The following is an 11,437-nucleotide window of genomic DNA, read 5'->3' on the forward strand; positions in this document are numbered from 1 at the left end:
GCAGACCGCCATGGGCTGAATGTCGATTGGTCCTAGCAGCGTTCGGATGCGCCCGCAGCAGACCGGCGGCATCCGATTGAACGACGCCCCGGCCCCAATCGTAGAAACGGTTAGGCTGGGCCAGAAACGTCATGTGGCGAGCGGCAACGCGATCTCAGATAATCGGTCGCGTCGGAGTGGCTGCCGCTTCTCCCGGCCATCCCGTCACCACTCCTAACAAGCGATTGGTGTCCCTGTGCCTGCCATACCCTCTTCGCCGCCGCCTTCCCCTGTTCGAAGATAAGTAGGTCGCCTTTTCAGTTCCGATCCGTCGGCGCTTTGCTGATTTATCAGCGGAAAATGGCCGCTTTCGGACGGTCCGCTTCTGGGCGCAAATTGGAAGAAGCAGACACGGGCGACCTTATCGTAGCGCCCGAAATGATTGGACAGGCCGACACGATGGCTCGCTGGCCAAGACGGCGGCTTCCCCATAGCGAAACCATGCGCAGAAGCCGGGATTGTTCGATTGTCAATTTCGCGAATTCATACATCGCCATTGTCGGCCTATCGACTAGGGCGGCCTCCCGGCTCGGCGGCGCTGACGAGGCAAGGCGGAACAGCCGGTGCATTACAGGAGAAGATGGTGGCCAAATTGTTCGAGCCGATCACGATAGGCGAATTGTCCCTCACCAATCGCATCGTTATCGCACCGATGTGCCAATATTCGGCCGAAGACGGACGAATGACCGACTGGCATCTGATGCACCTGGGTCAGCTCGCGATCTCCGGCGCCGGTTGCCTGACGATTGAAGCAACCGCTGTCTCGCCCGAAGGCCGCATCACCTATGCCGACGTCGGCCTCTATGACGATGCAAGCGAAGCTGCGATGGGGCGGGTTCTGTCCGCGGTACGGCGGTGGTCGGATATTCCGATTGCGGTCCAGCTCGCCCATGCAGGGCGTAAGGCGAGCACGGCAAAGCCATGGGATGGCGGCGCTCAGATCGCGCCCGATGTCGCCAACGGATGGCAGGCTGAGGCACCTTCTGCCCTTCCGTTCCTGGACCGGGACAATGCGCCCGTCGCGCTCGACCGCGCTGGCCTCGACCGCATCCGTACCGACTTCGCCGATGCTACGGTACGCGCGGCGCGACTGGGGATCGACGCTATCCAACTGCACGCCGCGCACGGCTATCTGCTTCACCAGTTTCTTTCGCCGCTGTCGAACAGGCGCGACGATGAATATGGCGGCAGCTTTGGAAACCGGATGCGGTTTCCGCTCGAGGTCTTCGACATCGTACAGGACGCGTTCGGCGCGCGAGGCCCCGTAACGGTTCGGGTGTCGGGCACCGACTGGGTCGAGGGCGGCTGGACGATCGAAGAGACGGCCGTCTTTGCACAAGCGCTCGAAGCGCGGGGTTGCGCCGCCATCAACGTATCGAGCGGCGGGCTGCATCCCGCGCAGCAGATCGCGCTCGCGCCGGGGTATCAGGTGCCGCTGGCGCGCCAGGTCAAGGATGCGGTCGTCATGCCGGTCATTGCCGTCGGGTTGATCACCGACCCTGCCCAGGCCGAAGCCATCATCGCCAATGGCGATGCCGATGCGGTCGCGATCGCCCGCGCCGCGCTCTATGATCCGCGCTGGCCGTGGCATGCTGCGGCGGCGCTTGGTGCGACGGTGCCCGTCCCGCCGCAATATGAGCGGAGCGAGCCGCGCGAGCATCGCGGGCTTTATGCTTCGCGGCCCGCTTGAGCGGGATCAGACTCCCATCATGCCGGCGGTCGTCGCCCCGTCGATCACATAATCGCTGCCCGAGATGAAGCCTGCCTCGTCGGATGCGAGGAAAGCAACCAGCGCGCTGATTTCGTCCAGCTGCGCCATGCGGCGCATCGGCGCCATCCCCTCGAACGCGCCGCGCGCTGCGGCGGGGTCGGGCGAGCGATCTATGACGCCGCGGATCATGTCGGTTTCGACGACACCGGGCAGGATCGCGTTGACGCGGATCGCATAGCCTTTTTGCGCACAATGGATGGCCGCTGATTTGGTCAGCGCGACGACCGCCGCCTTGGTCACCGAATAGGCCGAATAATTGCCCATCGCGCGCAACGCATTCATCGACGAGTTGACGATGATCGAACCTTTCGCGCCATCGGGATTAGCCGCCATCGCGCGGATCGCATGCTGGACGGTCAACATCACCCCCGTCTGGTTGACCGCGACGATATGGTTCCAGGCATCGATGTCGACATCCTCGACGCTCGCATCGCCTGCCTCGGTCCCCGCATTGGCAAAGGCGATGTCGAGCCGGCCAAAGGTCGATGCGATATCCGCCATCAGCACGGGCCACGCCGCCGCGTCCTCGACCCGGTGCGCGCGGAATGTGGCGCCGGTATCGGTCTCGATCGCTGCCGCCGCATCGGCGTTCGACCCGGTGAAAACAACTCGCGCGCCCTCAGCGACGAACCGCCGCACCGCGGCCGCGCCGATTCCGCTCGTCCCGCCAGTTACCAGCGCGACCTTGCCGTTCAGCCTGTGCATTGCGCCTCTCCTCTTACCCGGTCTCTTGCCAGTTCCCATCGCGCCGCGAACCTATCAATAGAGCAAGGTGACGTGCAGCAAGGCCCCCCACATGATGCAATGGGAAAATAGCGAGAGGATCAAGAGATGAGCGACAGCGAGCATCCGCCGCGGATCGATTGCGTGCTGATTTGTGGCGGCGTTTGGCACGATATGGATTTCGCGCGACTCGAGATATTGAAACTGCTGTCCGAAGACTCCGCGATCCGTACCCGCGTGTTCGAAAACTATGACAACATCGCCGCGATCGAGGCGGCCGACATATTGATCACCTACACCTGCGACGTCGCGCCCTCGCTGCCTGCACAGGAGGCGTTGCGCGACTGGCTGAAGCGCGGGGGGCGCTGGTATGCGCTGCACGGCACCAATTCGATCCTGCGGCTGCTCGATACGGGGGTGTGGGACGCACCTCGCTGGGCGCCGCTGATGATGGATCTGCTGGGGTCGCAGTTCATCAGCCACCCCGCGATCGAACCCTATACGGTCCGCGTCGTCGACCCCGAGCACCCGCTTGTCGCCGGGGTGGAGCCGTTCGAAACCACCGACGAGCTTTATCATCTCGAAACGCACGGCGATTTGCACGTGCTGCTCGATACCGAATGTGCCGGACCGGGCACGGGGTTCGTCGAAGCCGAGGATGCGCCGGGCACCTATCCGGTCTTTTACATCAAACAGCACGGCGCAGGTTCGGTGCTCTACCTGACGCTTGGGCATTGCCGGGGCCATTACGACTTGCAGCCGATGATGGACTGGTGGCCGACCGTCGATCGCTGCGCATGGGATCTGCCGGTGTTTTACGACCTGCTACGCCACGGGATCGGCTGGCTGAAAGATCGCGAACGCGTCTAGGCGACCGCTCTCACCTTGCGCCGATCCTCCCGGATCAGAGCCGCCGCGCGCAACGCCAGCGCCATCGCAGGGGCATTGGTGTTCCCGGTGACCGGCGACGGCATCACCGAGCAATCGACGACGCGCAAGCCCGCGACACCGTTGACGCTCAGCCGGGCGTCGGTAACAGCGCGATTATCGCTGCCCATGCGGCAGGTGCCAACGCCGTGCAGCCCGCATGTCGCAAGACGGCGAAAGGCCGAGAGGATCTCGACATCGCTTTGCACCGCGGCACCCGGTAACAGTTCGCGTTCGACCAGCCCGACAAGCGCCGGCTGCGCCATATAGCGCCGCATTGCATGCACCGCGGCGATCGCTGTCTGCTCATCCTCGGGTGTCGATAACCAGTTCGGCGTGATCCGGGGCGGGGCGGCGCTGTCAGGACCGCTGATCGTCAGTCGCCCTTCGCTCGTGAGCCGGAGCAGTTGACCATAGATCGTCATGCCGGGTTCGCGGTCGATACTGTTCAGCGGGACCGGATGCTTGTCGTCGCCCATCGCAAAGGTGTAACCGCCCATATAGAGCTGCAGATCGGGCCGCGCGTCGCGGCTCGTCAGGTTGAGGAAGGCGCCGACCTCGAACGGCCCCGTCGCCATGATGCCACCCCGCGTCAACAGATATTGCGCTATCGCCCGCGCGAGGCCCAACCCGTAAAAACTACGGTTGCTGCCGACATCGCGCGACAGCCGATGCGGCATGGAAAACCCCAGATGCTCGCGCAGCCGGCTGCCGACATCGGGCGAATCGATCAGCGGTTCGACACCTGCCGCGCGCAGGGTTTCGGCGGAGCCTATCCCCGAACGCTGAAGCAGCAACGGGCTTTCGATCGTGCCGCCCGAGACGATAATCTCGCCGTCGCAATCAAAATGCTGCGGCTGTCCCGCTACCACCGCATCGACTCCCGTCACACGTCCATTGTCGATCACCAAACGCTCCGCCATCGCATGCGTGATCACTTGCAGGTTCGGTCGTTTCCGGGCGCGGGCAAGGAACGTCGTCGCGGCGCTCTCACGTCGACCGCGACGGACATTGTGCGAATAGAAACCAACGCGATCATGCGTTGCCGCGTTCAGATCGTCGACGGGCCGCAGCCCCATCTCGGTGCCCGCCTGCACCATCGTTTCGGCGAGCGGATAGCTGTGCAGCTTGGGCGCAACGCCCACCGGTCCGCCGCCGCCCCGCATTTCGCTGGCGCCGAGGCCGTGGTCCTCGAGCGATCGGAACGCTTCGGTCATCACCGCGCCGTTCCAGCCGGTGCAGCCAAGCTTCTCCCATTCGTCATAGTCCGCCGGCTCGCCGCGGCTCCAGATCATGCCGTTGACCGCCGACGACCCGCCGAGTCCTTTCCCGCGTATCCACACTTCGCCGGGCGCGGCGCCATCGCCGCGCGGCTGCGACACGCCATAGGCCCATATATGGTCGGGGTTGGTCACCAGCTTGGCTACGCCCTTGGGGATCGCGACCCAGCGGCTGTCATTTTTTCCGCCCGCTTCGAGCAGCAGCACGCGCGTGTGCGGATCAGCGCTCAGTTGCTCGGCAAGGACGCAGCCCGCCGATCCCGCACCGATGATGATATAATCCCAACTGCTTCCCATGCCGCGTCTCCCGTCGGGCGCGGCCGCTTCATTGCCGGCGGCGTGAGCGCCTGCGCGTCGGACTGGCAGCGCTGTCCCCGCATCGCACCTAGCGCAATAAATAGTGCCTTTGCCCGGCAGGCAGGATGATAGTGCCGGACAGCACAAGGAGGACGCGATGGCAGGGCAGAAAAGCGGACGGATACCGGGCAAAGCCGCGTTGGTGACCGGCGGCGCATCGGGGCTGGGGCTCGACATCGTCCGTCGTTTCGTCGCCGAAGGTGCCGAGGTGATTATCGCCGATGTCGACGTGGCCGCCGGCGAAGCCCTGGCGGCAGAACTTGGACAGCGCTTCGTCAAGCTGGATGTATCGCAAGAAGCAGATTGGTTGGCAGCTCTGGACGGCTGTGGACGCATCGACATCCTCGTCAACAATGCCGGCATCACCACGCATGGCTCGATCGAGGATCTGACGCTCGAGGCATTCCGTCACGAATTTTCGGTCGATGTCGACGGCGTTTTCCTCGGCTGCAAGCACATCATCCCCAAGATGAAGCGGCATGGTGGATCGGTGATCAACATGTCGTCGATGTGCGGCGTGCGTGCACAGGGTGATCTTGCGGCCTATAATGCCGCGAAGGCGGCGGTCACCCACCTCACCAAGTCGGTGGCGCTTCACTATGCGCGAAAGGGGTATGGCATCCGCTGCAACTCGGTGCATCCCGGCGCGATTCATACCCCGATCCTTGAAAAGGTGATGGCGCAGGTCGCGGATGGACAGGCGCTCTATGACAGCTGGGTCGCGACGCATCCGATCGGGCGCCTAGGCAAGCCCGAGGAGATTTCGGCGATTGTCCTCTATCTCGCCTCCGACGAATCGGCTTTCGCCACCGGCGCGGAATTCCGCGTCGACGGCGGCAGTTCGCTTTGACCATGGCGGGACGTCTCGATGGCCGCATGGCGCTGGTCACCGGTGCGGGATCGGGGATTGGACTGGCGACCGCCCGACGCCTTGCCGCCGATGGAGCGCGGGTCCTGAGCGTCGATCGCGCTGGTGCGGTCGATGTCGTCGCCGACGTCACCGAACCGGGAATCAACGCGCGGCTGGTCGCCGAGGCGGAAGCACAGCTGGGCGGTCTCGACATCATTGTCGCCTGCGCCGGAATCACCGGGATGCAGATGCTCGACGGACATGGCGACGAATTCTTCGACACAATGATGGCGGTCAATGTCACCGCCGTCTTTCGCCTGATGCGCGACGCGATGCCGCCGCTCAAACGCTCGCCGCACGGCCGCATCATCCTGATCGGATCTGTGATGTCGAGTTTCGGCGAGGCTGGCATGACCGCCTATAGCGCTTCGAAACATGCGGTTCTGGGAATGACCAGGTCGGTCGCGGCCGAAGTGGGTGCGTTCGGCATCACCGTCAACTGCATCCAGCCCGGCGCGATCGACACGCCGATGACCGCGCCCGCCTTCACCGCGATGCCCGAGTTCAAGCAGCGCTGGATCGAAAAGGCATCGCTCGGACGGCTCGGTCAGCCCGAAGATATCGCCGACGTTGCGGCCTTTCTGGCATCGGACGACGCCCGTTTCATGTCCGGCCACGGCCTGTTCGTCGACGGCGGCGCTACGCAACGCCAATAGATTCAACGCTATGCCCGCCTGTACGGCGTGCCTGATATTTTTGATGATTGTTCAATCCAGGCATAAAGCGGACCTTGCCCTCCAACGTGACCGGCGAACCTATGCGCGGGCGCGAGAGGGAGGAAATCCGATGTCCACGCATGCCCGAATGCTGCCTGCCGTTTACGCCACGGTCTCGCTTGTCGCGATGGCGATCGCCACGCCGGCGCTTGCGCAGGAGGCTCCGGCCGAAGAAAATCAGGGCGCACTTCGCGAAATCGTCGTCACGGCGCAGAAACGCGCGGAGAGTGTTCAATCGATCCCGATCGCGGTGACCGCACTGGACCAGACTGCGCTGGAATCGGCAACGATTGACGATATCCGTGACATCGCTGGCCGCGTTCCCAGTCTTGTCGTCGACTCGGTTGGCGCCGGCCCCAGCGCCGCCGCTATCGCGATCCGCGGGATCAGCTTCGAGGATATCGAAAAGAGCTTCGATCCCGCAGTCGGCGTTGTCGTCGACGGCGTCTTCATCGGCACCAACACCGGCCAGTTGCTCGACAGCTTCGACCTCGAACGATTGGAAGTGCTGCGCGGACCGCAGGGCACCTTGTTCGGCCGCAACACGATCGGCGGCGTGATCAACGTGACTCGCACGAAACCCACCCACGAGTTCGGCGTGCGCGGTCAGTTCGGATACAGCAACTTCGACACCAAGCGCGGCCGCCTCGTCGTCAACACCGGCACGCTCGGCGGCTTTATCGCGCTCAAGGCATTCGGTTATTACGACAAGACCGACGGCTATTACTACAACGTCACCAAGGGACGCCGCGAAGGAAAATACGAAACGCTGACCGGCGGCGTCACTGCGCTGATTACCCCCAGCGACGCGATCACGGCGCAGATCACCTATCAGCACAGCCGGGAGCGCGGCGAGACGATCGCCGCGGCCTTGTCCGAGACCAGCCGCGACGTCATTTGCGCCGCACCTGGCGCGCCCGGCTTTTCGCCGCTCACCGAATGCAATCGCTCGTTGCTGCCCAACCGCGGCCTATATACGACATTCAGCAACATCGACGCGCCAGTCCGCAACGATGTCGACAGCCTCACCGGCAATATCGACATCGATCTCAGCGACACCATCACCCTGTCGTCGGTGACCGGCTACATTAAGAATAGCGAATCGGTGACGCAGGATTTCGACGGCAGCTCGGCGAACTTCTTCGAAACCCGGCGCCAGCAGAAATATCACCAGTTCAGCCAAGAGCTTCGCCTGCTCGCCGAATTCAACGATTCGATCAACTTGCTCGTCGGCGGCTATTATTTCGATAGCGGCTACACGCTCGATCAATCGACCAACTTCGGCGTCGTATTGGGTGGCGGATCGACAGCGGTGCTCCGCCAATATGTCGATCATAACGCGACCTCCTACGCCGGCTTCGCCGACGCGCAGATCCGTCTTTCGGACCAGTTCAAAATCTCGCTCGGCGCGCGCTACACCAAGGACAAGAAGGAAATATTCAACAACTATGGCCGCATCGGTGCGCTTGTTCGGCTGAGCCAGCCCACGTTCGATGGCACGTCGTGCGTTGCGGTAACCGGCACCTTCAGCCCGGCGCCCGGCGTCGTCTTGCCAGCCTATAGTCCCGCGACCAATTGTTCGGGCGACGACAGCTTCAACAAGTTCACCTGGCGCGCCAACGCCGAATATACGTTCGAACCCGGCAAGCTCGCTTATGTGTCCTTCTCGCGCGGCTTCCGTTCGGGCGGGTTCAACGGCCGCGCGGCGTCGCCAACCTCGCTTGGGCCCTATCAGCCCGAGACGGTCGATGCCTATGAAGCCGGCTTGAAGGCCGACTGGCTCGATCGCACGCTGCGAACCAACATCGCCTTTTACTACACCAAATATGACAACAAACAGGAAGAGGTGGTGCAGCCCTCACCCCCGGGATCGTCGAGCCCGCAAGAAACCGTGGTGCGCAACGCGTCGTCGGCCGACATCAAGGGCTTCGAGGCCGAAATCATCGCGCAGATGTCCGAAGCCTTCAGCTTCAATGCATCGTTCAGCTACACCGACGCGAAGTACAAGAATTTCTTCAACGACGTCGTCGGCCTGACCCCGGGCAGCCCGCAGGACGGCATTGCCGACGATGTGTCGACGCTGACGCTGCGCCGCGCCCCCAAATACGCATGGTCGGCGGGGCTCAACTATACCAAGGACGTCGGGTCGGGCCGCTTCGATGCTTCGACGCTGCTGCGCTATCAGAGCAAATATGTGACCTGTATCGCACCGAACAAACCCATCACCCCCGGTGCGGTGACCAACGACAGCCGCTGCTTCACCGAGGATCGCGAAAATCTGTCGGCGCAGATCGGCTATACCCACTTCCTGGGCGACGGCCGCGAAGTCAGCCTGTCACTGTTCGGCCGCAACCTCACCAACCATAAGGGCCTCTCGTCGACCCTGCCGGTCGCGGGCCTCTTCACTTTCGGTGCTGCGCAGCAGCCGCGCACTTACGGCGCCGAGCTAGGCTTCCGTTTCTAGAACTTGGGGGGCGCCCCACCCGTCCACGGCTGGGGCGCAACAAGGACAAGGGGCGGCGACTGGCACCGTCCCTTGTTTGCTACAGATGTTTGCCAAAATCGCTTGCCAATATGATTTGTCAGGACCGCTTGCCGCGGCGACACGACACGCAAAGGGATACGCATGACGCAGGCATTTTTCGACCATCCCTTTTTGTCAGAGCATCACCAGCCCGTTCGGTTCGAAGCGACCGCCCCCGACTTGATCGTCGATGGCGAAATTCCGGACGACCTCGTCGGCGTTTTCTATCGCAACGGCCCCGAGCCGCTCTATCCAACGCGCGAGGGCGAGTATCACTGGTTCGACGGCGACGGCATGGTCTATGCGTTTCACATCGCTGATGGCCGCGCCTCGATGCTCAACCGCTGGGTCCGCACCGAAAAATTCGAAATGGAAAAGGCAGCGGGCAAGCGCCTGTTCGGCCTGTTCGGGAACCCGATGACCGCAGACCCATCGGTTCAGGACAAACGGTACAACACCGCCAACACCAATATCATCGTCCATGGCGGAAAATTGCTCGCGCTGATGGAAGGGGCGCCCCCCGTCGCGCTTGATCCGCGCACGCTCGAAACGTTGGGCGAGGAATATTATGGCGGAACGATCACCACGACCTTCTCCGCTCACCCCAAGATCGACCATTATACCGGCGAGCTGGTCAATATCGGCGCGATGATCAATGGCCCGATGGGCGAGGCGCAGATCCGTTACGACGTGATCGCCGCCGATGGCAGCGTGCGCAAGGCCGAGCTGATCGACATGCCGCACAACGCATTGATGCATACCTTCTTCCTGACCGAAAACTGGGTCGTCTTCCCGGTGATCCCGATCGACGTCGACCTTGGCCGCTTCATGAAAGGCGGCCCGATGACCGCCTGGGTCAACGACCGTCCGACCAAATTCGCCGTGATGCCGCGCGAAGGATCGGCGAGCGACGTCCGCTGGTTCGATTACGAACCGCGCCATATGTTCCACGAACTCAACGTGTGGGAACAGGATGGCAAGATCATTGCCGACGTCGCCGCGGCGAACGGCACCGCACTCTTTCCAGACGAGACCGGGGTGAAGCAGACCCACGGCGACACGCAGCAGAGCCTGCGCCGTTGGACGATCGACCCGCGCACGAACTCGGGCGGCAGCTGGATCAAGGAGGAAACACTCAACGACCGCGACATCCAGTTCCCGCGCCCCGACGACCGTTTCATGACCCGCGCGTCGCGGCACAGCTTCGCGAACATCAACCTGAACAGCCGCGACGGGCGCGCCGAGGGGATGGACGGGGTGATGCGCTTCGACACCGTCAGCGGCACCGAAGACTATTACCACTTCGGCAACGGCGCATCGTGCGGCGAACTGATATTTGCGCCGAAGATGGGGGCGCAGGGCGAAGGCGACGGCTATGCGATGACGCTTGTCCATCGCGCCGGAGCGGCGACGAGCGAGCTTGCGATCTTCGCCGCGCTCGACATTGCGGCGGGACCGATCGCGACGATCCACATCCCTTTCCGCGTGCCGTCGGGTTTCCATTGCAATTTCTACGCGGCGGACTCCAGTCTCTACCGGCAGGCGCTGGGCGCAGGCCACGCATAGGGAGACGGGCAAGTGAAGGTGCCGGCATTTGAACGGGTCGCCGATGTCGCGCGAAGAAATGCGCGCGATCGGGCCGACAAGATCCTGTTTCATTTCGAAGGTCGCGTAACACGCTACGACGAATATGACGCGAACAGCAGCCGGGGCGCCAACGCGCTGATCGCGCTCGGGCTAAAGCCCGACGACCGCGTCGCCTATCTCGGCAAGAACAGCGACATCTATTTCGAGCTAGTGATGGCGGTCGCCAAGGCAGGCGGCGTGATGACGCCAGTCAACTGGCGGCTCGCAGTTCCCGAGATCGCGTGGATCATCGACAATTGCCGTGCGCGCATATTGTTCGTTGGCCCCGAGTTCACCGACCTCGTCGCCGCGAACCGCGATGCCTTTCCGGGCGTCGAGCATGTTATCGCCACTGAAGGCGCCGCGAGCGGCTTTACCGACTATCGGACCTGGCGCGACTGTTTCCCCGATACCGACCCCGATGTGCCGCGCAGTGACCGGGATGCGGTCATCCAGATGTACACGTCGGGCACCACCGGCAAGCCCAAGGGCGCGGTGCTGACCAACGGATCGGTGCTGCGGTCTGGGCTCGACCGCGACCCGTCGCTGCAGGCCGATTGGGAG

At 63.1% G+C, this 11,437-nt stretch carries 9 protein-coding genes; 7 read left to right on the top strand and 2 right to left on the bottom strand.

Annotated features, from left to right (window positions below; genetic code table 11):
- The first annotated feature begins 619 nt into the window (after positions 1 to 619).
- Positions 620 to 1,729, top strand: a complete 1,110-nt coding sequence (locus ACREBX_RS08655) for an NADH:flavin oxidoreductase/NADH oxidase (protein ID WP_431561340.1) — start codon at positions 620 to 622, stop codon at positions 1,727 to 1,729.
- Between the two features lie 6 nt (positions 1,730 to 1,735).
- Here the strand turns inward: ACREBX_RS08655 and ACREBX_RS08660 are convergent, their stop codons facing one another.
- On the bottom strand, positions 1,736 to 2,515 hold the full coding sequence (locus tag ACREBX_RS08660; protein WP_431561341.1) for an SDR family NAD(P)-dependent oxidoreductase: 780 nt from the start codon (positions 2,513 to 2,515) through the stop codon (positions 1,736 to 1,738).
- A gap of 126 nt (positions 2,516 to 2,641) precedes the next feature.
- On the opposite strand from ACREBX_RS08660, the gene ACREBX_RS08665 reads away from it, so the two are divergent.
- A complete protein-coding gene (locus ACREBX_RS08665) occupies positions 2,642 to 3,403 on the top strand; it encodes a ThuA domain-containing protein (RefSeq protein ID WP_431561342.1) in 762 nt (253 codons plus the stop codon).
- On the opposite strand, the gene ACREBX_RS08670 is transcribed toward ACREBX_RS08665, so the two are convergent.
- Positions 3,400 to 5,037, bottom strand: coding sequence for a GMC family oxidoreductase (locus tag ACREBX_RS08670; protein ID WP_431561343.1), 1,638 nt, complete (start codon positions 5,035 to 5,037; stop codon positions 3,400 to 3,402). The two genes, ACREBX_RS08665 and ACREBX_RS08670, sit on opposite strands and share 4 nt — an antisense overlap.
- Before the next feature lie 157 nt (positions 5,038 to 5,194).
- Between ACREBX_RS08670 and ACREBX_RS08675 the strand changes: the two genes are divergently transcribed.
- The 5 genes from ACREBX_RS08675 to ACREBX_RS08695 all read left to right on the top strand — a co-directional run.
- Positions 5,195 to 5,947 carry a glucose 1-dehydrogenase gene (locus ACREBX_RS08675; RefSeq protein ID WP_431561344.1) on the top strand — a complete coding sequence of 251 codons (753 nt, stop codon included), beginning with the start codon at positions 5,195 to 5,197 and terminating at the stop codon, positions 5,945 to 5,947.
- Positions 5,948 to 5,949: 2 nt separating this feature from the next.
- Positions 5,950 to 6,663 (top strand): SDR family NAD(P)-dependent oxidoreductase, encoded by a 714-nt coding sequence (locus tag ACREBX_RS08680; RefSeq protein WP_431561345.1) that lies wholly within the window; start codon positions 5,950 to 5,952, stop codon positions 6,661 to 6,663.
- Positions 6,664 to 6,793: 130 nt separating this feature from the next.
- Entirely contained in the window at positions 6,794 to 9,187 is a 2,394-nt protein-coding gene (locus ACREBX_RS08685) for a TonB-dependent receptor (RefSeq protein WP_431561346.1), read from the top strand.
- A gap of 162 nt (positions 9,188 to 9,349) precedes the next feature.
- On the top strand, positions 9,350 to 10,813 hold the full coding sequence (locus ACREBX_RS08690; protein ID WP_431561347.1) for a carotenoid oxygenase family protein: 1,464 nt from the start codon (positions 9,350 to 9,352) through the stop codon (positions 10,811 to 10,813).
- 12 nt (positions 10,814 to 10,825) lie between these two features.
- Positions 10,826 to 11,437 (top strand): AMP-binding protein (locus tag ACREBX_RS08695; protein WP_431561348.1); only part of this gene is annotated, 612 nt, incomplete at its 3' end.

This window comes from Sphingopyxis sp., assembly GCF_050725655.1.
GTDB lineage: Bacteria > Pseudomonadota > Alphaproteobacteria > Sphingomonadales > Sphingomonadaceae > Sphingopyxis.

What these genes read in the sequence shown, in the direction of transcription:
- ACREBX_RS08655 (WP_431561340.1), top strand. Translation starts at nt 620, where the DNA reads ATGGTGGCCAAATTGTTCGAGCCGATCACGATAGGCGAATTGTCCCTC.
- ACREBX_RS08660 (WP_431561341.1), bottom strand. Translation starts at nt 2,515, where the DNA reads ATGCACAGGCTGAACGGCAAGGTCGCGCTGGTAACTGGCGGGACGAGC.
- ACREBX_RS08665 (WP_431561342.1), top strand. Translation starts at nt 2,642, where the DNA reads ATGAGCGACAGCGAGCATCCGCCGCGGATCGATTGCGTGCTGATTTGT.
- ACREBX_RS08670 (WP_431561343.1), bottom strand. Translation starts at nt 5,037, where the DNA reads ATGGGAAGCAGTTGGGATTATATCATCATCGGTGCGGGATCGGCGGGC.
- ACREBX_RS08675 (WP_431561344.1), top strand. Translation starts at nt 5,195, where the DNA reads ATGGCAGGGCAGAAAAGCGGACGGATACCGGGCAAAGCCGCGTTGGTG.
- ACREBX_RS08680 (WP_431561345.1), top strand. Translation starts at nt 5,950, where the DNA reads ATGGCGGGACGTCTCGATGGCCGCATGGCGCTGGTCACCGGTGCGGGA.
- ACREBX_RS08685 (WP_431561346.1), top strand. Translation starts at nt 6,794, where the DNA reads ATGTCCACGCATGCCCGAATGCTGCCTGCCGTTTACGCCACGGTCTCG.
- ACREBX_RS08690 (WP_431561347.1), top strand. Translation starts at nt 9,350, where the DNA reads ATGACGCAGGCATTTTTCGACCATCCCTTTTTGTCAGAGCATCACCAG.